This is a genomic window from Nocardia xishanensis NBRC 101358 (assembly GCF_001613365.1).
Lineage (GTDB): Bacteria > Actinomycetota > Actinomycetes > Mycobacteriales > Mycobacteriaceae > Nocardia > Nocardia xishanensis.
Map to the genome: position 1 here is coordinate 111,284 of NZ_BDCF01000001.1, position 19,209 is coordinate 130,492.

Genomic DNA, 19,209 nt, shown 5'->3' on the forward strand with positions numbered 1-19,209 from the left:
CAGAATCGGCGATCCGGGCGGGTATCTCAGGTGAACAGTTCGGCGGGCAGGCCGAAGGTGCGGAAGAGCTCGGGATCCAGGAACGAGACCACTTCCGTGATGTGCCCGTCGCGCACCCCGACCACGTCCAACGCCATCGCCGCGAAGACTCCGCGCTCCTCGTTCCAGAGATAGGTTCCGAAAGCGGGCCGGCCGTTGGCCGAGGTGAGCAGGAAGCGCCTGCAATAGCGCAGCGGACCGTCGAGCAGGAACTCGCGAATGGCGGAACGACCCGCGTACCACTCGGGCAGCGGCGGCATCGAGTACGTCGCGTCCGCGCTGAGCAAGGCGACGATCGCGGATACGTCGCCCACCTCCCACGCGTCCGCGTACTGCCGGGCGAGATCGCGGATCTCGTCGTCGGCCATGGGGTGCGACGCGCGCTGGGATCGTGGCAGCCGCGACTCGACCCCGGCCCGCCCGCGCCGCAAAGCGCTGTCGGCCGCGGCCACGCTGATCTCCAGCAGTTCGGCGGTCTCGCGGGCCGAGAAACCAAGGACGTCGCGCAATACCAGCGCGGCGCGCTGCAAGCCGGGCAGATATTGCAGTGCGGCGACGAACGTCAGCTCCACCGCCTCGCGCGCCTGATACTTGGCGTCGGGGGCCATGCCGCGTACCTCGGCGTCGGGATAGGGATCCAGCCAGGCGATATCGGTCAGCGCCGCGCCGGGACTCAAATTCACCGGCAGTTCGCGGCGGCGGCGGGTTTCCAGCAGGGTCAGGCAACGGCTGGTCGCGATCCGGTAGACCCAGAGCCGCAGTCCGAAGCGCTCGGTCAGCTTGTCGAAGTCGCGCCGAGCCCGCACCAGCGACTCCCGCACCGCGTCGTCGGCCTCGCGCACCGAACCGAGCATCCGGTAGCAGTGCAGGTGCAGTTCCGCGCGGAACGGGGCGACCATGCGTTCGAACTCCGGATCGGTCACCCGCGCCGGCTGCGCGGTCATTCGGCCTCTGGCTCCTGGCGCATCGGCGCGGCTCCCGGTTCGCGCTCGACCGGCGCGATGCCGTCCTCCCTCGCGATCAGTCCCCAGCGGCTGGAGGTCAGACGCAGGCTCGGCAGGTCGCTGAGCGAGAGCACCACCTCGTAGGTGCGCTCGTATCCGGTGTGCGCGATGCGCCACTGGCCGTCGTCGCAGCGCGTGTAGCGGTCGGTGTAGAAGGCCGCGCCGCGCAGCAGCATGTTGTGCGCCGGGATGAGCACGGTGTCGGCGAGATACCAAGTGCCCGTTGCCGTGTCGCCTTCCACGTCGATCTCGGGATGATCACAGCGGTGCTCGGTGATGACGTGCGGACCGAGCGTGTTGCGCATGAAAGCGAGGAAGGCGTCGCGCGATTCGAACTGCAGGTATTCGCTGTAGGTCGCGGTGGCCTCGGGAATCATGGTGTCGGCGAATTCTTCCCATGACTTGGTGTCCAGCGCGCGCAGGTAGCGGAACTTGAGGCGGCTGATGGCCGTGACATCGTCCAGGTCCGGCCGGTCGGCGGGCGGCTGGACGACTCGTCGGGGATCCCTGACGTCGGCGGCCTCCGGCTGGGCGCCGTCGAGCGGTTCGGCGGCCGCGCGATCGGCGGTCGCTTCCGCACGCTCGGCGGTGTCCTCGGCCGCGTCGACGGTCGAGTCGCCGAGCCCCTGCTCGCCGCTTCCCTGATCCATACCTCAACAATCCCATCCGAAGCCGCCGAGCTTCACGGTTTGGGAGATCTGTATCAGATTGCTATCAACGCACGGACTGGACGCCCGGGAAGATCAACTACCGATGGTAAAGCAGGTGCGGCAGAAATCCTCGCCGAATTCGGTCAGCCGCAGGCTCTTGCGCACGATCTTCGGCGCGCGGCCCGCCTTCTTCAGCGCGGCCTCCACCACCGGCTGCACCTCTAGCACCATGTAGCGGCTGAGCACCACGGGATCGTCGGAGGTCAGCGTGAGGCCGAGCCGGTTGAGGTTGATGAGGTAGGACCTCGCGCGGTCCGGGTACCGCACGCCCGCCTGCTCCGGAACCGAGGTCAGGTCGCCCTGGACGAGTTCCGATCCGATGCCGAGGGGACGGTTGGTTCGCACGTCCACCGCGGGCTGCGGGCCGTTCAGCGACATGAAGCGCAGAATGCGCGCCTCGTCGGGGGCGATCTCGTCGAGGATGCGGTCGTAGGCCGGGTGCACGTCCTCGGTGAAGTAGACGTCGGCCGAACGCGCCAGCAGCGCGTCGCCGCGCCGCCTGAGTTCCTCGGTGGTGGCCGAGCGCAGGTACGAGCCCATGGCGATGGCCTGCTGCGCCGCGCCCGTGGGAGTCGGTACGTAACTGACGATTTCGCGCACCGAACCCTCGGTCACGCCGAGCGCGCTGCGCGCGATCGAGCGCAACGCGTTGCCCGTCCGCTCGGCGATCTCCGCCGAGGATTCACCGTCCAGCGCGGCCTGGGCGATCTCCTTCGTCACCTCGTACGAGGTGTTCACCGCCCATTGTCCGCCGCGCACAGCGGTACCCGCGGCCAGCCCCGCGGCCCGGAACACCCCGCGGATCAGCCTCGCCTCGTTGCTGATCTGCCGCTGTTCGACATCCGAGCTGCGCTCTACCGCGCGGGAACCGGCCCGGGTCACGTCCTGTCCGGTCCTGTCGTCTGCCACGTCCTACTCCGTCGCCAAGTGAACGAATCCGCCCACAGATTATTGCCCGACCGCCTTCCAGGCGTAGCGAACCCCAACTGTTCGCGCGTCCCGGCCGACCCCATCCGCCGGACCCGATCGCCAGCACCCCAGCGACTTTCATCCGCGAAATGGATGTGGCGGACGTCATTCTCTCGTTCCGACCGAGACAATGCGGCATTCGAGACGGATACTGTGACCGATGTCTCAGACACTGCCGCGCGGTCCGGTCCGTCGAGTTGTGGACGAAGCGCCGCAACTCACAATAGGGTCCAGCTGCCGACTGGGTGCTACTTTGGGGTGCCGGTGAGGCGGCGATCACCGGTTTTTCGGCAGGAGGGTGTCGTTGTTAGAGAGTGTTTTCGGAGTTCACCCCACGATCCTCCTCGAGCTTTTGACCATTCCGCTTTTCACAGGAGTGATCGGTTACATCACCAACTGGACCGGCGTGCTCATGCTGTTCCAGCCCATCGCCTTTCACGGCGTCCGAGTGCCCGGCCTACGGGCGCTCTACCCATTCCTGCCCAAGCGAATCCAAGTACTGCCGCTGCTGAGTTACGACGGCAGAATGGGCTGGCAGGGCATCGTTCCCTCGCGCGCCGACAAAATGGCCAGCATCGCCGTCGACAAAGGGCTCGCCAAGCTCGGTAGCGTCTCCGACTTCTATCGCGAACTGGAACCCGACAAGCTGGCCGAGCACCTGGCCAGCATTGCCGACGCGCAGATCACCGATATCGTCGAGGAAATTTTGCGCCGCGAGCACCCGCAGCTCTGGTACAACCTGCCCAGCCAGGTGCGCGACATGGTGCACGCGCGGGTGCGCCAGCAGCTGCCCGACATACTTCGCGAGCTGACCGAGGAACTCGGCGCCAACATCGATCAGCTGATCGACGTCAAACAGATGGTGATCCGCTACTTCCAGGCGCGCCCGCAGCTGCTCAACACGCTGTTCCAGGTACTCGGCGCCAAAGAGCTGCGGTTCATGCAGAACTTCGGTTTCTACTTCGGCGCGCCGATGGGGGCGCTGCTCGTACTCATCCTGCACGTCACCGGATTGTCGACGTGGGTGGTGCTGCCGATCGGCGGTGTGATCATCGGGTGGGTGGTCAACTGGATCGGCATCAACATGATCTTCGCCCCCGCGTACCCGAAGTGGTGGTGCCCGTGGCGGCAGGGCCTGTTGATCAAGCGGCAGTCCGAGATCACCGACGGCTACGCCGAACTCGTGTCCAGCCAGGTGATGACGGTCGCCAACATCGGCGACGAACTGCTCAACGGTCCGCGCTCGGATCGCACCATGCAGATGCTGGAGGACACCCTGCGCCCGGCCGCCGACCGAGCGCTCGGCCCGGCGCGACCCGCGGTGAAATTCATGCTCGGCAGCCGCGAATACGACTCGCTGCAGGCGACGCTGACCACCGAGGCGATGTCCATCGCGCCGATCGCGTTCGCCGATCCGGACTTCAATGTCCAGCAGGGCAAGCAGATCAACGATTACATCGCCAAACAGATGTCCGCCCTGCAGCCGCCGGACTTCGTGGAAATGCTGCGTTCGGCCATCAAACAGGATGAATGGCTGCTTTTCGTCCATGGCGGCGCACTGGGCCTCTTGGCCGGATACGCTCACATTCTGATCTTCGGAACGGGAGTGGCGACGACATGGCTATGACGGGCTCGGGCGAGAACAACGCGGGATCGGACGCCGACGCGGTCGGCGACGATAGCCAGGCCGCCGAGCATTCCGAGTTCGTCGCGCCGTCGACGGAGCTCGCCCGGTGGCCGCTCTCCGATATCGAACCGGCGGGGAAGCCGCCCGCGAAACGGCGCGTGCCGTCGCCGCGCGAGACCGTGCGCGCCGCGGGCGGGGTGGCCAAAGTCGCCTTCACGGCCGCCTCCGAAGTCACCGCGTGGACCGTCGACACCGCGCTCGGCGTCACCGGCACCGTGGTGAAGGGCAGCATCGCGGGCGTGCCGCCGCGCGAGGTGCTCGCCGAGGCCGAAGCCGAGGTCCGCGACGCACTGCGCCGGGCGCTCGGCCTGCCCGCCGCGACGCCCGAACGCACCGATCCGGCCGTGCCCACCCTGCGCGAGCAGGGTGCCGCGCTGCTGCGTCTCTCGGCGAGCACGCACGCCGAGGCATCCGAGATTCATCCGGCATTCGCCGGAATGCTCGCGGAGCTGACGCCCGACGAGGCGCGCATCCTGCGCTTCCTGCACGTGGACGGCCCGCAGCCCTCGATCGACATCCGCGTCGGGCGGCCGAGGGCGCTCGGCGCCGAGCGCTACCTGTCCGGGCTCACGCTGATCGGCGAACAGGCAGGGTTGCGTTTTCCGAACCGGGTGCCCCAGTACCTCACCAACCTGCGCAGGCTCGGGCTGATCGAGTTCGCCAAGGAACCGGTCGACAACCCGAACCGCTACCAGCTGCTCGAGGCGCAGTCACCGGTGCGAGAACTGTTGAAGCGCTCCGGATTCGGCACCAAGGTGCACTACCGGAGCATCGTCTTGACCACCTTCGGCACCGACTTCGTCCAGACCTGCCTCCCGGTGGTCACCGAAGGCCGCGCCGAATCCAGCTGAGCAAACCGCGCATCGCTTCGTTGCCACAGACCTCGCGCACGCTTCACCGAGGCTTGTGTGAATCGTGCGGAAGACGTGTGGGACCGCGTCGACCGGATGAAAACGGGTGGTCAGACACCGTCGGCGAGCTCGAGCCAGCGTTCTTCGGCGGTTTCCTTCTCGGCGAGTACCTGTTTGAGTTCGGCGCCGAGGGTTACGAGCTTGTCCGGTTCGGTGGCCGCGTCGGCGAGGGCTGCGTGCAGGCGCCCCTCGCGTTCGGTCAGCTTGTCGATGGCGCGCTCCAGCCGGGTGAGCTCCTTGCGGGCCGCGCGGTAGGCCGCGGCATCGGTGGCCGCGGCGGCGGGCTTGTCCGCGGACGCGCGGGCGGGCGCCGGTGCGCTCAGCGCGGCGCGCTTCTTCAGGTACTCCTCGATGCCGCCGGGCAGGTTGGTGAGCTTCCCGTCGCCGAACAGCGCCCAGGTGGAGTCGCAGATGCGCTCGATCAGGTAGCGGTCGTGGCTGATGACCACCAGGGTGCCCGCCCAGTTGTCGAGCAAATCCTCCAGCTGCTGCAGGGTGTCGATGTCCAGGTCGTTGGTCGGCTCATCGAGCAACAGCACATTGGGCTCGGCCATCAGGATACGGGTGAGCTGCAACCTGCGCCGCTCGCCGCCGGACAGATCGCCGACCGGCGTGCGCTGACGGGCCGGGGTGAATCCGAGCCGCTCGGCCAGCTGTCCGGCCGAGATCTCCTTGTCGCCGAGCATGATTCGCTGCGCGACCTGCTGCACCGCCTCTAGCACGCGCATATCGGTCGGCAGATCGTCGAGTTCCTGCCGCAACCAGCCGATCTGCACCGTCTGGCCCTGGATGCGCTTGCCCGCGGCGGGCGCGCCGTCACCGGCCAGCGCGCGCAACAAGGTGGTCTTGCCGGAGCCGTTGACGCCGACCAGGCCGACCCGCTCCCCCGGCGCGAGCCGCCAGGTCAGGTCGTGCACGAGTTCCCGGCCGTCCGGCGTGGTGAGGGTGGTGTCCTCGAGCTCGATGACCACCCGCCCCAGGCGCTTTCGGGCGAACGCGGCCAGCGAGACGCTGTCGCGCGGCGCGGGCACGTCGGCGATCAGCGCCTCGGCGGCCTCCACCCGGTAGCGCGGTTTCGAGGTGCGCGCCTGCGGGCCGCGCCGCAGCCAGGCCAGCTCCTTGCGGGCCAGATTGCGCCTGCGCGCCTCGCTGGCGTCGGCCTGCCTGGCCCGTTCGGCGCGGGCGAAAACCCAATCGCCGTAACCGCCTTCGTAGCTTTCGACCTTGCCGCCGACGACCTCCCAGGTATTGGTGGCGACGGTGTCGAGGAACCAGCGGTCGTGGGTGACGACGACCAGGGCGGAGCGGCGGCTCAGCAGATGCGCGGCCAGCCACTGCACGCCCTCGACGTCGAGGTGGTTGGTCGGCTCGTCGAGCACGAGCAGGTCGAGCTCGCGCACCAGCGCGGCGGCCAGCGCGACGCGACGGCGCTCGCCGCCGGACAGATTGGTGACCGGGGTTTCCATGCCGAGGCCCTGGATGCCGATGCCCTCGAGGACGGACCGGATCCGCGGGTTCGCCGCCCATTCGTGCTCGGCGACGCCGTCGGTCATTTGATCGTCCGCCAGACCGGCGAGCACCACCTCACCGACGGTGGCGCCCTCGGGCAGCACGCCGCGCTGGGTGACCACGGCCAAGCGCAGTCCGCCGACCCTGCTCACCCGGCCGCTGTCCGGCTCCTCGATGCCGGTGAGCACCTCGAGCAGCGTGGTCTTGCCGCCGCCGTTGAGGCCGACGACGCCGATACGTTCGCCCGCGTGCACGCCGAGCGAGACGTTGTCCAGGAGGGGCTTGATCCCGAAGCTCTTGGAAACCTGCTCCAGGTTGATCAGGTTGGACATGGACGCTGCTAGCCCGCCTCTCCGGGTGATTTGCCGACCGTACGAGCCTACTCACCCGGCCTGTCGTGCCCGCGCGCGGTCGAAGCGCGGCGGGATCAGCGCTTGGCCGACGCGTCCGTGTCGAGGATGCGCGCACCCGGCACCGGTCCGCTCGCGGTGCGGACGCTGCGGGCGACGCCCGCGCCGGCGAGTTCCGCGGCCACCGCGACGGCGGCGTCCTCGCTCTCGCAGAGGAAGGCGCAGGTGGGTCCGGAGCCGGAAACCAGACCCGCGAGCGCGCCTGCGCCGACACCGGCGCGCAGCGTGCGCCGCAGCTCCGGCTTCAGCGAGACCGCGGCCACCTGGAGGTCGTTGCCGAGCAGCGGAGCGAGCTGGTGCGGATCGCCGGAGGCGAGCGCCTGCATCAACCGCTGGGGTTCGCCGAGCCGCGGCGGGTCGCCCAGCTCGCGCAACCGGTCCAGCTCGGCGAAGACCGACGGCGTGGACAGCCCGCCCTTGGCCAGCGCGAGCACCCAGTGAAAGGTATTGCGAGACAGGACAGGAAGCAGCCGTTCGCCGCGGCCGGTGCCGAGCGCGGTGCCGCCGTGCAGCGCGAACGGGACATCGCTGCCGAGTTCGGCGGCGACCGAGGACAATTCGTCGCGGGAAAGGCCGATATCCCATAGCTCGTTCAGGCCGACGAGCGCGGCGGCCGCGTCGGCGCTGCCGCCCGCCATGCCACCCGCGACCGGAATGCCTTTGCTGATGGTGATTTCCACCAGCGGCGCCCGGCCCGCGAGGTGCGCGAGGCGCACGGCGGCCTTCCACACCAGATTGTTGCGGTCGGTCGGCACGTCGGCCGCGCCCTCACCGGTCACCCGGACGGTCAGCGCCGACGACGGCGCCAGCTCGAGATCGTCGCTCAGCGAGAGCGCCTGGAACACCGTGGTCAGGTCGTGGTACCCGTCCGCGCGCAGGTCGCCGACGCCGAGGTGGAGATTCACCTTCGACGGCGCGCGCACGGTGACGGGGCTTGGCACTACTGACAACACGGTGTTCAAGCCTAGTGGGTGGGTCCGACAACCGCCGGGCTCGATATCGGTCGTTCACCCACCCTTGCGCTCATATACCCACAGGGGGTATGTTCTCCTTCGTCGGAGATACCCCGGCACCGTATGATTGCAGCGAGCGAAGGAGTTGGAGATGGCCACCACCACTTACACCGTCAAGGGAATGACCTGCGGGCACTGCGTCAGCTCGGTCAAGATGGAGATCGGCAAGATCGATGGCGTCACCAGCGTCGACGTCGACCTCGCGACCGGGGCCGTTCGCGTCGACAGCGCCGCGCCGCTGGCCGACGCCGACGTGGCCGCCGCGGTCGACGAGGCGGGATACGAGGTCGCCGTCTGATGCGGGATCGGCTGCGGTTCGCCGCGTTCGGTGGCGGGCTCGTCGTGTTGCTCGGCGCAGCGCTCGGAATCGGGGCCCTGGTGGGCGATCCGTCCGAGCGGGGCGTCGAGCACGACGGGTCGTATCGGTCGACCGGGTTGTCGGACTCCGAGTCCGGCTACACCCTCGCCGACCTGAGCGCCCCCGCGTCGCCGAACCGCGCCGGTCCCCTGAGTTTCCGCATCACCGGTGCCGACGGCGCGCCGGTCACCCGGTTCGCCGTCCGGCACGAGAAGCCCCTGCATCTCGTCGTCGCCAGGTCGGACGGCGGCGAGTTCCGGCACACGCATCCGGCGATGGCGGCCGACGGCACCTGGTCGGTCGAGTGGACTTGGGCCGCACCGGGGACGTACCGGGTCTTCGCCGACTTCGCGCCGGACACGGGCGCCGGATCGGGCGGCCTGGTGCTGAGCCACACCGTGACGGTCGCCGGGGACGCGGCCGCGCGGCCCCTGCCGCCCGTCGGCGAGACCGCTTCGGTGGACGGCGGCTACCAGGTCCGGTTGCAGCGTGACTCCGGCGACCTGCGGTTCAGCGTGACCCGCGACGGCAGGCCCGTCACCGATCTCGAGCCGTACCTCGGCGCCTACGCGCACCTCGTCGGGCTGCACGCGCCGTCCCTCGCCTACCTGCACGCGCATCCGCAGGGCGAGGTCGGCCGGACGAGCCCCGGCCCGGGGACGGCGTTCCACGTCGAGCCGCCCGTGCCAGGGCCCTACCGGCTGTATTTCGAATTCGCGCACGGCGGTTCGGTGCACACCGCCGAATTCACCCTCGAATTCGAGCCGCTCTCCACAACGCCATCCACATCCGGCGCCGGACACCGTTCGGGTGGCGAACACCGATGACCGCGACCGCGGGCCATGCCGCTCTCGAACTCGAGATCGGCGGCATGACCTGCGCGTCCTGCGCCGCGCGCATCGAAAAGAAACTGGGCAGGCTCAACGGTGTCACGGCCACCGTCAATTTCGCCACGGCGAAGGCAAAAATTCGCTATCCACAGTCTGTTTCGGCTGATCAGCTGATCAGCGCCATCGAAAACGCGGGCTACACCGCGCACCTGCCCGAACCGCCCGCGACCGAGGCCGACCGGTCTCACGACGCGGAGCTCGCCACACTGCGCCACCGCCTGCTCGTCAGCCTGGCGCTGGCCGTGCCGGTGATCGCGATGGCGATGGTTCCCGCGCTGCAATTCGAGAACTGGCAATGGCTTTCACTGACCCTCGCCGCCCCCGTGGTGTGCTGGGGCGGGTACGAATTCCATCGCGCCGCCCTGATCAACGCCAGGCACGGCACCGCGACGATGGACACGCTGATCTCGGTCGGCACGCTGGCCGCGTTCGGCTGGTCGGTATACGCGCTGTTCTTCGGGCACGCCGGGATGGCGGGCATGAAGCACTCGTTCAGCCTCGGCATCGCCCGCGCCGACGCCGCGTCCGACGTGTACTTCGAGGTGGCCGCAGGCGTCATCGTGTTCATCCTGGCAGGCCGCTATGCCGAGACGCGGGCCAAGGACCGCGCCGGTTCCGCGCTGCGCGCCCTGATGGAACTCGGCGCCAAGGAAGTCTCGGTGCTGCGCGGCGACACCGAGGTGCTCGTGCCCATCGACGCGTTGCGCGTCGGCGATCGGTTCCTGGTGCGGCCCGGCGCGAAGATCGCCACCGATGGCGTTGTGCTGGAGGGCGATTCGGTCGTGGACCAGAGCCTGCTGACCGGCGAGTCGCTCCCGGTCGACGTCGGCCCCGGCGACGCGGTGATCGGCGCGACGGTGAACACCGGCGGCCTGCTCACCGTGCGCGCCACCCGCGTCGGCTCCGACACCCAGCTGGCCCAGATGGCGGCGCTGGTCGAGGAGGCGCAGAACGACAAGGCCCCGGTGCAGCGGCTCGCCGACCGCGTGGCGGGGGTATTCGTGCCGATCGTCTTCGCGATCGCGGGCCTCACACTCGCCTACTGGCTGATCACCGGTGCGCCGACGGCGGTGGCGTGCGGCGCCGCGGTCGCGGTTTTGATCATCGCGTGCCCGTGCGCGCTCGGACTCGCCACGCCCACCGCACTGCTCGTCGGCACCGGACGCGGTGCGCAGCTGGGAATCCTGATCAAGGGCCCGCAGGTGCTGGAGTCCACGCGGCGCATCGACACGGTGGTGCTGGACAAGACCGGGACGGTCACGACCGGCCGGATGACGCTGATCGAGGTGATCGCGGACGAGCGCGGCGTCGAATCGAGCACCCCGGCAGACGAATTGCTCGCACTGGCGGCGGCGGTGGAGCACGGCTCCGAGCATCCCGTCGCCCGCGCGGTGGTGGCGGGTGCGCGTGGACGCGGGCTGCGCCTGGCGCCGGTGCAGCGGTTCACGAGTCACGGCGGTAAGGGCGTGTGCGGGCTGGTCGACGGGCGGGACGTGGTGATCGGCCGCGCGGAACTGCTGGCCGAACGCGGCATCGTCGTCCCGGAGCGCCTTGCCGTTGCGAAAGAGAAGGCCGAGCGCGACGGCGCGACGGCGATCGCGGTCGCCTGGGATGGCGCGGCGCGCGGAATCCTGGTGCTGGCCGACGCGGTGAAGCCGACCAGCGCCGCCGCGATCGCCGACCTGCGCGCCCTGGGACTGACCCCGGTGCTGCTCACCGGCGACAACGCGACGACGGCTCGTTCGGTCGCCGACCGCGTCGGCATCGATGAGGTCACCGCCGAGGTACTCCCCGACGACAAACTGCGCGTGGTCCGCGAATTCCAGGACAAGGGCCGGGTGGTCGCCATGGTCGGCGACGGCGTGAACGACGCGCCCGCCCTGGCCGCCGCCGATCTGGGGCTTGCCATGGGCGGCGGCACGGACGTCGCCGCGGAAGCAGGCGATATCGTGCTGATGCGCGACGACCTGCGCGCCGTCGCCACCGCGATCCGCCTGTCCCGCGCCACCCTGCGCACCATCGAAGGCAACTTGTTCTGGGCCTTCGGCTACAACGTGGCCGCCATCCCGCTGGCCGCGGCGGGCCTGCTCAACCCGATGCTCGCCGGGGCGGCGATGGCCTTCTCGAGCGTCTTCGTCGTCACGAACAGCCTGCGGCTACGCCGTTTCCGCTGACCGATCGAGGACCTGCGGGCCCAATCGCTCGGCCCCCTGTGCGGCCTAGCCGAAAACCGACCGCGAAGACTTCCCAACCGCGAGCCGATCACCCGAGCGGCTCACGAACCGGCCACTACTGCTGGGACACCTGCGGCCATCGACCGAGTCCGTCCGGGCAACGCACACCGGGGATTCGGACACGCCCGCGCAGTCGTGTGCTGCCGAGAAGGCGACTACTTTTGCGCGGCCAGCCGAACGAAGGCTGCAGTGTCCAGCGTTTCGCCCCGCGCGGTCGGATCGATACCCGCGGCAACCAATCGCCGCTCGGCCTCAGCAGGCGATCCAGCCCAACCGGACAACGCCGCCCGCAACGTCTTCCTGCGCTGCGCGAAGGCCGCGTCGACCACCTCGAACACACGACGGCGGTGGTCGTCGTCCATCGGCCAGGGCGGCTCGGCGAAGCGCTGTACGCGCACCAAACCCGATTCCACTCGCGGTACCGGCCAGAAGACCTGGGTGCCGACCGCGCCCGCGCGGCTCACCTTGCCGAAGAAACCGGCCTTCACGCTGGGCACCCCGTAGATCCGGCTGCCGGGCTCGGCCGCGAGGCGGTCGGCTACCTCGGCCTGAACCATCACCAGAGAGGTTGTGATGCTGGGCAATTCGGCGAGCAGGTGCAGCAGCACCGGCACCGCGACGTTGTACGGCAGGTTCGCCACCAGCGCGGTCGGGGCGGCGGGCAGAGCGGCGGCGGCGACCCGCAGCGCGTCGGCATGCACTACCCGCAGCCGATCGGCCAGCTCGGGCGCACGGTCGGCGACCGTCACCGGTAGATGCTCGGCGAGCACCGGATCGATCTCGACCGCGATCACCGAATCCACCACGTCCAGCAGGGCGAGCGTCAACGAGCCGAGGCCGGGCCCCACCTCCAGCACGGTGTCGGTGCGCCCGACGCCCGCCGCCGCGACGATCCGCCGCACGGTATTCGCGTCGTGCACGAAGTTCTGCCCGAGCTGCTTGGTCGGCCGCACCCCGAATCGCTCGGCGAGCACCCGCACCTCGGCGGGCCCCAGCAGCGCAGCACTCCCCCTCGCGGAATCATCGGCATCGGACACCCGGAAAACCTACCAACCCGCACCAACCGACCTACACGTGAGCACTATGCGGACCTACTGGACGCCTCGCAGCGACCACGCTCCGCGGAACAAAGCGATGCTCACGAATCCGGGTTGGGGTGAGCCGGGTGTGCGGACACGGAATCGAACCGCCCCGTGCGAACCGACAGCGCAGGCTCAGCGCTGGGCAGGCGTCTCGCGGATGCGGGCGAGGAAGGATTCGACGGCGGTCCACATGGCAGGACTCATCTGCGTGTGCTGGCCGGTGCCGAGCACGGTCTCGGAGTCGACGTCGTTGGCGGCGAACTGGGCGATCAAGGCCGCGTGCAGCGGGGAGGGCACCACGGTGTCGGTCGCGTTGACGAGTAACAGAATCGGGGCGTCGTAGCCGCGCACCGGAACCGTCAGATAGTCGTTGTAGGCGGCGCGGATCGGCTCGGCGGACAGCGGCCTGGCCAGCAGCTGGCCGATGCCGAGACCGGCGACGCGCTCGATGATCCGGTCCAGGCACAGTCCGCCGACCTCGTCGAGCACCGTGCTGCCCAGCGGCGTCAGGTACTGGTCGACGCGCACGTCCGGCCGCGCCGCGCGCACTCCAGCCAGGATGCTGACGAAGAAGCTCATCGGCCCCGCGGCGTCCGACACCGCCGGGATCACCGGGCCCGCCAGCGGAAGCACCTTCTCCACGTCGGACTCCGGGTCGACGGCGATGGTGCCGCGGAAATCGAGATCCGGCGCGTAAGTGGCCTGGAGCTGTGCGGTGCCGAGCGCGGCCTGCCCGCCCTGCGAAGCGCCGAATACCGCCCAGGTGCTCGACAACTCCGGGCGCGCGGCGCGGGCGGCCTGCACCAGATCGATGGTCGCGGTCGCTTCGGTGCGCAGTTCGAGGTACGGATGCGGCCCGGTGTCGAAGCGCCCGAGACCGAGGTAATCGGGAGCGACGACGGCGAACCCCTGCGAAACCAGACGCCGCAGCAGCTGATCCTGCCTGCCCTGCATGGCGGGGAACGGCGCGCGCTCGGGTTGCGACATACCGCCGCAGCCGGGTCCGAGCCCGCTGCTGCCGTGGTCGTAGGCGAGGATCGGCCAGCCATCGGGCGGCGGGGTGCCCTCGGGCAGGAACAGCGCGCCACTCGCGCGGCGCGGGGCGCCGTCGGATCCGGTCATCCAGTAATCGATCACCGAACCGCCGGACATGCCGTGCCAGCCGTCGGGCTGCGCGGTCACCGAGATCACCGAGCCCGGCGTCGCCGCGGCGGCAGGCGCGCTCGTCCCGGACAACACGGCTCCGGCGACGAGCGCGGCGGCGAGCGCCGAACGTCGCGTGGTGTGTAGCAAGCCCATCGCGAATTTCCCTCTCGCCCCGACCGCACCGTCACGAATTCGGCCGAGTGTACAACCACGTCGCGGGATGAGGAGGGCACATCGATCACGAAAACGACTGCGGCGCCGCCCACCTGGGGACGGCGCCGCGTGGCTGTGCGTAATGTAGGTCAGCTGAGTCCGAGCCTACTGGTGCAGGCGGGCCACGCGCCCCAGCCCTGGCGAGCCCTGGTCACCTCGGCGATGGCGATCTGCTCCTCGCGGGTCGCCATGTCGGCGCGCGGGGCGTAGCGCAGACCGCCCTGCCGTTCCCAAGTGCTCTGGTCGAACTGGATGCCGCCGTAGTAGCCGTTGCCGGTGTTGATGGCCCAGTTGCCGTTGGACTCGCAGCGGGCGAGCGCGTCCCAGATCGGGCCGTCGCGCACATCCGGCACCTCGGTGCCGGGCTTGGCGCCCTTGCGCACGGTCTTGGGCTGGGCGGGCACGGAGACGACGGAACCGATCGGCTTGCGGTCGACTTCCTGGCCGTTGACCATCGTCACCGCGAAGGTGACGTCGTGCACGCCCGGCACGCCGGGACTCTCCACGATGGTGCGGCTCATGTTCATGGTCTCGTCTTCGATGACGTTCTCCGGCGGGTCCAGCGGCAACGTCTCGGTGTGCCGTTCGATCCGCTTGCGAGTCACCACGATTCGCAGTCCGTCGGACAGCGGAGTGCTCGGCGCCGGCTCGACGGTGTCCTGCTCGACGAGCGGAATGCCCGCGACGGAGAGGAATTCACCCACGGTCGGCGCGGCGAGCCGCACGTCGACCGGCTGGCCGATGCCGTCCAGCAGCGACACCGAGCGCGGGCTCGCGATGCGCAGCGTCGCACCGTCCAGCGGCAGCCGCTCGTCGCGGGAGGGCCAGACGTAGGTGTCCCGGGGGATGTTCAGCTGGGCGAGCGCCTCGCCCGCGGTGAGACCGGTGGTCCACACCGTCTCGGACCTGCCGTCCACGGTCAGCGCCACCGCGCGCGCCCGGTTCAGCACGATGGTCGCGCCGTCCGTCACGGCCGAGCCGCGGCCAGGACGGACCAGATCGCGATCGGTCGGATCGAAGCCGGCCGCCCGCAGCACGCCGTCGACATTGCGGGACATGGTGTTGAGGATCGACCGCTCGCCGTCCACGACGACCGTCACCGTCTTGCGGTTCACGATCGCCATCGAGGCGCCGACGATCAGCGTCAGCAACAGCGCCGCGACCGCCGCGTACAGCAGCGGCGAACGGGACTGGTTGATCCTCGTCAAAGGGGACATGGTCACAGGACGATAACGAAGCGGTCGCCCTTGGACAAGACATTCGTTGCCACCTGGACCAGAGCTGATCACAGAACGGTATCGACTCCGCAGGTAGATAACAGCCCTCGAGATCTGAAGTGACCTGAGCCACACATCGGCTTTCCAGTCCCCTTACCTGGGTATCCCTGGGCCCGCGCCTCAGGTGCCTGTGTGCCCGCGCCCTCATGCGCCCGCGCGCCTTCACACGCCCGCGCCTACATGGGAGCGGCCGCGTCGGATGCCGCCCACGCGTTCGACGGCAGCCTCCGCGCGTCGGATGCCGCCCGGGCATTCAGGTGCGAGCGCCGCGCTCAGGTGCCCCGCGCGCCTTCACGGGCGAGCGTCCGCAAATGCCGCCCGGCGGCTACTGATGCGAGCGCCCGCCCCTCAGATGCCGTACACGCGCAGGGCGTTCGCCGTGGTGATCTCGGCCAGTTCTCGCGGATCCTGCTCGCGCAGTTCGGCGAGCGCGCGCACCGTGTACGGCAGGCAGTACGACTCGTTCGGCGCACCGCGGAACGGGTGCGGCGTCAGATACGGCGCGTCGGTCTCCACCAGAATCTGCTCGTCCGGCACCACCTTGGCGGCCTCGCGCAACTCGTGTGCGTTCTTGAAACTGACCGTGCCGGAGAAGCTGAGCACGTACCCCTCGGCGACGCAGGACAACGCCATGTTGGCGTCCGAGGAGAAGCAGTGGAAGATCACCGTCGACGGCGCGCCTTCGTCCAGCAGGACGGTCAGCAGGTCGTGGTCGGCCTCGCGGTTGTGGATCATCAGCGGCTTGCGCACCCGCTTGGCCAACTCGATGTGCCAGCGGAAACCCTCGACCTGGGTCTCGATGTCGGCGCAGCCGTCGAGCTTGCCCGGCCAGTAGTAGTCGAGGCCGGTCTCGCCGATCGCGACGACCCTCGGGTCGACCGCGAGCCGTTCCAGTTCCGCCTTCGCGGCGTCGTCCAGCGCGTTCGCCCTGGTGGGATGCAACGCGACCGCGGCGTAGACGCGCGGATCCCAGTGCGCGGCCTGCACCGCCCACTGCGCGGCGGCGAGATCGTCGGCGACCGTGACCACCTTGCCGACACCCACCGACGCGGCGCGATCCACGATGGCGGCGGTGGACTCCGCGTCTTCGGCGCCACAGGCGTCCAGATGGGTGTGCGCGTCCACCAGCGGTGCGAGCGGCTCGGGCAGATCCGGCGCGGGGCGACGACCGGCGCTCACGACTGCGCCTCCCCTGCGCTCGGCCGCGCCGGGCGGCCGCCAGGTCCTGCGGGGATATTCACGTGAGCGACGGAAAGCACGCGCATTACAGTAGACACACCATGAGCGCAGCTGAACGCCCCGCCTTCTACATCACCACGGCCATCGCCTACCCGAACGGTGCGCCGCACATCGGGCATGCCTACGAGTACATCTCGGCGGACGCCATCGCCCGGTTCAAGCGACTCGACGGCTACGACGTGTTCTTCATGACCGGCACCGACGAGCACGGTCAGAAGATGCAGCAGGCCGCCACCGCCGAGGGCATCCCGGTGGAAGAGCTCGCCGCGCGCAACTCCGACGTCTTCGAGCAGCTCGACAAGACGCTCGACATCTCCTACGACCGGTTCATCCGGACCACCGACGCCGACCACCAGGTGGCCAGCATCGAGATCTGGGAGCGGATGCTCGCCAACGGCGACATCTACCTGGACAACTACTCGGGCTGGTACTCGGTGCGCGACGAGGCGTTCTACACCGAGGCGGAGACCACGCTGCTCGACGACGGCAGCCGCGTCTCCACCGAGACCAACACGCCGGTGGAGTGGACCGAGGAGTCCAACTTCTTCTTCCGGCTGTCGAAGTACCAGGACCGGCTGCTCGCGCTCTACGAGGAGCACCCCGAATTCATCGCGCCCGCAACACGTCGCAACGAGATCGTCAGCTACGTGAAGGAGGGCCTGAAGGACCTGTCCATCTCGCGCACCACCTTCGACTGGGGCGTGCCGGTGCCCGAGCACCCCGACCACGTGATGTACGTCTGGGTGGACGCGCTCACCAACTACATCACCGGCGTCGGCTTCCCGGACACGGAATCGGCTGCGTTCCAGAAGTTCTGGCCCGCCGACGTGCACATCATCGGCAAGGACATCACCCGCTTCCACACGGTGTACTGGCCTGCCTTCCTGATGTCGGCCGGGGTGGAGCTGCCGAAACGCGTGTTCGTGCACGGCTTCCTGTACAACAAGGGCGAGAAGATGTCGAAGTCGGTCGGCAATGTGGTCGACCCGCTCGAGCTCGTCGACGAATACGGCGTCGACGCGGTGCGTTTCTTCCTGCTGCGCGAGATCTCCTACGGGCAGGACGGCAGCTACAGCCACGACGCCATCGTCGGCCGCATCAACAGCGACTTGGCCAACGAGTTCGGCAACCTGGTGCAGCGCAGCCTGACCATGGTGAACAAGAACTGCGACGCCGCGGTGCCGACGCCGGGCGAGTTCACCGACGAGGACCGCGCGCTGCTCGACCGCGCGAACGGTCTGCTGGAACGCTGCCGCACCGAATACGACGCCCAGCAGATGCATCTCGCGCTCGAGGCGATCTGGCTGACCCTCGGCGAGACCAACAAGTACTTCTCGGCCCAGGCGCCGTGGGCGCTGCGCAAGTCGGGCACGGAGGAAGATCTCGCCCGCATGGCGACGGTGCTGTACGTGACGCTCGAGGTGATCCGCATCGTCGCGATCCTGGTGCAGCCGGTGCTGCCCGGGTCCGCCGCCAAGATCCTCGACCTGCTCGCCCAGCAGGGCCGCACCTTCGCCGACCTCGCGACCCCGCTCGTGCCGGGCGTGCCGCTGCCCGCTCCGGAGCCGGTTTACCCGCGCTACCTGGAGAAGAAGGACTGACGTACCCGCGGCAAGGTACTCACCGACCGACCTGCGCGGCACCGTGATTCGCGATGAATCACCGTGCCGCGCAGTTGTTTCGCCTCACTTCCAGCGTTCGAGCAGCCGATTGGCCTCGGCCGCCAGCGCGAACTGGAGGTAGGGGCCGAAGCTGATCCGCGCCACGCCCTGCGCGGCGAGTTCCGCGCGGTCCGACTTGTCCGGCAGACCGATCGCGTTGACCGGCAGCGGCAGTTCCGAGGTCAGCCTGCGCATGTCGGCGTCGGAATGCCGCCCGACCGGATACAGCACATCGGCGCCCGCGGAGGCGGCCAGCGTCAGCCGGGCGATGGCCCGGTCCATGCGGTCGGCTTCGTCGCCGACCTGCCGCAGGAACAGGTCGGTCCGGGCGTTGACCACGACGTGCACGCCTGCCGCGTCGGCGAATTCGCGCAGCCCGTGCACGAGGTCGGCGTGCTCTTGGTCGCCGCGCAGCCGACCGCCCTCGCTGTGCACGGTGTCCTCGATGTTCAGGCCGACCGCGCCGACGTCGAGCAGGCCCTCGATCAGCTGGGCGGGCTCGTGTCCGTATCCGGCTTCGATGTCGACGGAGATCGGCACGTCCACCGCGTCGGTGATCTGCCGGACCCGAGTCAGCAGTTCGGCGAAGGTCATGCCCTCGTTGTCGCCGCGCCCGATCGAGTCGGCGACCGGGTGACTGCCCACGGTGAGAGCCGAAAAGCCAGCGTTGACAGCAAGATTCGCCGACCATGCGTCCCACACGGTGGGCAGCACGACCGGATTGCCCGGACGGTGCAGCGCGAGCAGTTCCTTTGCCTTGCTTTCCAAAGTGGTCATACACCGATCATGGACCCCACCCCGGCCCGCCGCAGTGTGACACACCCCATTCCGGCGGCGGCCCAGGTCGGGCGCCACAC

Annotated in this window: 16 protein-coding genes; 6 read left to right on the top strand and 10 right to left on the bottom strand. The window is 69.2% G+C overall.

Annotated elements, in window-relative coordinates:
* Window positions 1-26: 26 nt before the first annotated feature.
* The 3 genes from NX1_RS00555 to NX1_RS00565 all read right to left on the bottom strand — a co-directional run bounded on the left by NX1_RS00555 (window position 27) and on the right by NX1_RS00565 (window position 2,662).
* Window positions 27-983, bottom strand: coding sequence for an RNA polymerase subunit sigma-70 (locus NX1_RS00555; RefSeq protein WP_068051921.1), 957 nt, complete (start codon window positions 981-983; stop codon window positions 27-29).
* Entirely contained in the window at window positions 980-1,507 is a 528-nt protein-coding gene (locus tag NX1_RS00560) for a nuclear transport factor 2 family protein (RefSeq protein WP_068052794.1), read from the bottom strand. The genes NX1_RS00555 and NX1_RS00560 overlap by 4 nt, the downstream gene beginning before the upstream one ends.
* A gap of 279 nt (window positions 1,508-1,786) precedes the next feature.
* Complete coding sequence (locus tag NX1_RS00565) at window positions 1,787-2,662, bottom strand: Abi-alpha family protein (RefSeq protein ID WP_068051924.1); 876 nt, start codon at window positions 2,660-2,662, stop codon at window positions 1,787-1,789.
* Window positions 2,663-3,026: 364 nt separating this feature from the next.
* Here NX1_RS00565 and NX1_RS00570 point away from each other — a divergent pair, with 364 nt between their 5' ends.
* Together NX1_RS00570 and NX1_RS00575 are read left to right on the top strand one after the other, a co-directional pair.
* On the top strand, window positions 3,027-4,349 hold the full coding sequence (locus tag NX1_RS00570; RefSeq protein WP_068052797.1) for a DUF445 domain-containing protein: 1,323 nt from the start codon (window positions 3,027-3,029) through the stop codon (window positions 4,347-4,349).
* Window positions 4,340-5,260, top strand: a complete 921-nt coding sequence (locus NX1_RS00575; protein WP_068051927.1) for an Abi-alpha family protein — start codon at window positions 4,340-4,342, stop codon at window positions 5,258-5,260. Before NX1_RS00570 ends, NX1_RS00575 begins: the two co-directional genes overlap by 10 nt.
* A 110-nt stretch (window positions 5,261-5,370) precedes the next feature.
* On the opposite strand, the gene NX1_RS00580 is transcribed toward NX1_RS00575, so the two are convergent.
* Window positions 5,371-7,161 carry an ABC-F family ATP-binding cassette domain-containing protein gene (locus NX1_RS00580; RefSeq protein WP_068051930.1) on the bottom strand — a complete coding sequence of 597 codons (1,791 nt, stop codon included), beginning with the start codon at window positions 7,159-7,161 and terminating at the stop codon, window positions 5,371-5,373.
* Window positions 7,162-7,256: 95 nt separating this feature from the next.
* Entirely contained in the window at window positions 7,257-8,192 is a 936-nt protein-coding gene (locus tag NX1_RS00585; protein ID WP_068052800.1) for a 4-(cytidine 5'-diphospho)-2-C-methyl-D-erythritol kinase, read from the bottom strand.
* Between the two features lie 151 nt (window positions 8,193-8,343).
* Here NX1_RS00585 and NX1_RS00590 point away from each other — a divergent pair, with 151 nt between their 5' ends.
* Genes NX1_RS00590 through NX1_RS00600 form a run of 3 tightly spaced genes read left to right on the top strand, consistent with a single transcriptional unit; the run spans window position 8,344 to window position 11,674 of the window.
* The gene (locus NX1_RS00590) at window positions 8,344-8,550 is read left to right on the top strand and encodes a heavy-metal-associated domain-containing protein (protein WP_068051933.1); all 207 of its coding nucleotides are present in this window, start codon (window positions 8,344-8,346) and stop codon (window positions 8,548-8,550) included.
* On the top strand, window positions 8,550-9,437 hold the full coding sequence (locus NX1_RS00595) for a DUF8832 domain-containing protein (protein ID WP_068051936.1): 888 nt from the start codon (window positions 8,550-8,552) through the stop codon (window positions 9,435-9,437). The genes NX1_RS00590 and NX1_RS00595 overlap by 1 nt, the downstream gene beginning before the upstream one ends.
* Window positions 9,434-11,674, top strand: coding sequence for a heavy metal translocating P-type ATPase (locus NX1_RS00600; protein WP_068051939.1), 2,241 nt, complete (start codon window positions 9,434-9,436; stop codon window positions 11,672-11,674). Before NX1_RS00595 ends, NX1_RS00600 begins: the two co-directional genes overlap by 4 nt.
* A gap of 215 nt (window positions 11,675-11,889) precedes the next feature.
* On the opposite strand, the gene rsmA is transcribed toward NX1_RS00600, so the two are convergent.
* The 4 genes from rsmA to NX1_RS00620 form a co-directional block, all read right to left on the bottom strand.
* Complete coding sequence (gene rsmA, locus NX1_RS00605) at window positions 11,890-12,771, bottom strand: 16S rRNA (adenine(1518)-N(6)/adenine(1519)-N(6))-dimethyltransferase RsmA (RefSeq protein ID WP_068051942.1); 882 nt, start codon at window positions 12,769-12,771, stop codon at window positions 11,890-11,892.
* Between the two features lie 177 nt (window positions 12,772-12,948).
* Window positions 12,949-14,115: a lipase family protein gene (locus tag NX1_RS00610; RefSeq protein WP_068051945.1), complete on the bottom strand. Its 1,167-nt coding sequence runs from the start codon at window positions 14,113-14,115 to the stop codon at window positions 12,949-12,951.
* Between the two features lie 149 nt (window positions 14,116-14,264).
* Window positions 14,265-15,392: a resuscitation-promoting factor gene (locus tag NX1_RS00615; protein ID WP_068051948.1), complete on the bottom strand. Its 1,128-nt coding sequence runs from the start codon at window positions 15,390-15,392 to the stop codon at window positions 14,265-14,267.
* Window positions 15,393-15,800: 408 nt separating this feature from the next.
* Window positions 15,801-16,631: a TatD family hydrolase gene (locus tag NX1_RS00620; protein WP_068051951.1), complete on the bottom strand. Its 831-nt coding sequence runs from the start codon at window positions 16,629-16,631 to the stop codon at window positions 15,801-15,803.
* Window positions 16,632-16,693: 62 nt separating this feature from the next.
* On the opposite strand from NX1_RS00620, the gene metG reads away from it, so the two are divergent.
* Window positions 16,694-18,292, top strand: a complete 1,599-nt coding sequence (gene metG / locus NX1_RS00625) for a methionine--tRNA ligase (RefSeq protein ID WP_281216011.1) — start codon at window positions 16,694-16,696, stop codon at window positions 18,290-18,292.
* An 84-nt stretch (window positions 18,293-18,376) separates the two neighbouring features.
* Here metG and NX1_RS00630 read toward each other — a convergent pair whose 3' ends face one another.
* Window positions 18,377-19,129 carry an isocitrate lyase/PEP mutase family protein gene (locus NX1_RS00630; RefSeq protein WP_068051957.1) on the bottom strand — a complete coding sequence of 251 codons (753 nt, stop codon included), beginning with the start codon at window positions 19,127-19,129 and terminating at the stop codon, window positions 18,377-18,379.
* Window positions 19,130-19,209 lie beyond the last annotated feature (80 nt).

Excerpts from the sequence above, each read along its gene's own strand:
- NX1_RS00555 (WP_068051921.1), bottom strand. The coding sequence starts at position 983 with ATGACCGCGCAGCCGGCGCGGGTGACCGATCCGGAGTTCGAACGCATG.
- NX1_RS00575 (WP_068051927.1), top strand. The coding sequence starts at position 4,340 with ATGGCTATGACGGGCTCGGGCGAGAACAACGCGGGATCGGACGCCGAC.
- NX1_RS00580 (WP_068051930.1), bottom strand. The coding sequence starts at position 7,161 with ATGTCCAACCTGATCAACCTGGAGCAGGTTTCCAAGAGCTTCGGGATC.
- NX1_RS00590 (WP_068051933.1), top strand. The coding sequence starts at position 8,344 with ATGGCCACCACCACTTACACCGTCAAGGGAATGACCTGCGGGCACTGC.
- NX1_RS00595 (WP_068051936.1), top strand. The coding sequence starts at position 8,550 with ATGCGGGATCGGCTGCGGTTCGCCGCGTTCGGTGGCGGGCTCGTCGTG.
- NX1_RS00600 (WP_068051939.1), top strand. The coding sequence starts at position 9,434 with ATGACCGCGACCGCGGGCCATGCCGCTCTCGAACTCGAGATCGGCGGC.
- NX1_RS00610 (WP_068051945.1), bottom strand. The coding sequence starts at position 14,115 with ATGGGCTTGCTACACACCACGCGACGTTCGGCGCTCGCCGCCGCGCTC.
- NX1_RS00615 (WP_068051948.1), bottom strand. The coding sequence starts at position 15,392 with ATGTCCCCTTTGACGAGGATCAACCAGTCCCGTTCGCCGCTGCTGTAC.
- NX1_RS00630 (WP_068051957.1), bottom strand. The coding sequence starts at position 19,129 with ATGACCACTTTGGAAAGCAAGGCAAAGGAACTGCTCGCGCTGCACCGT.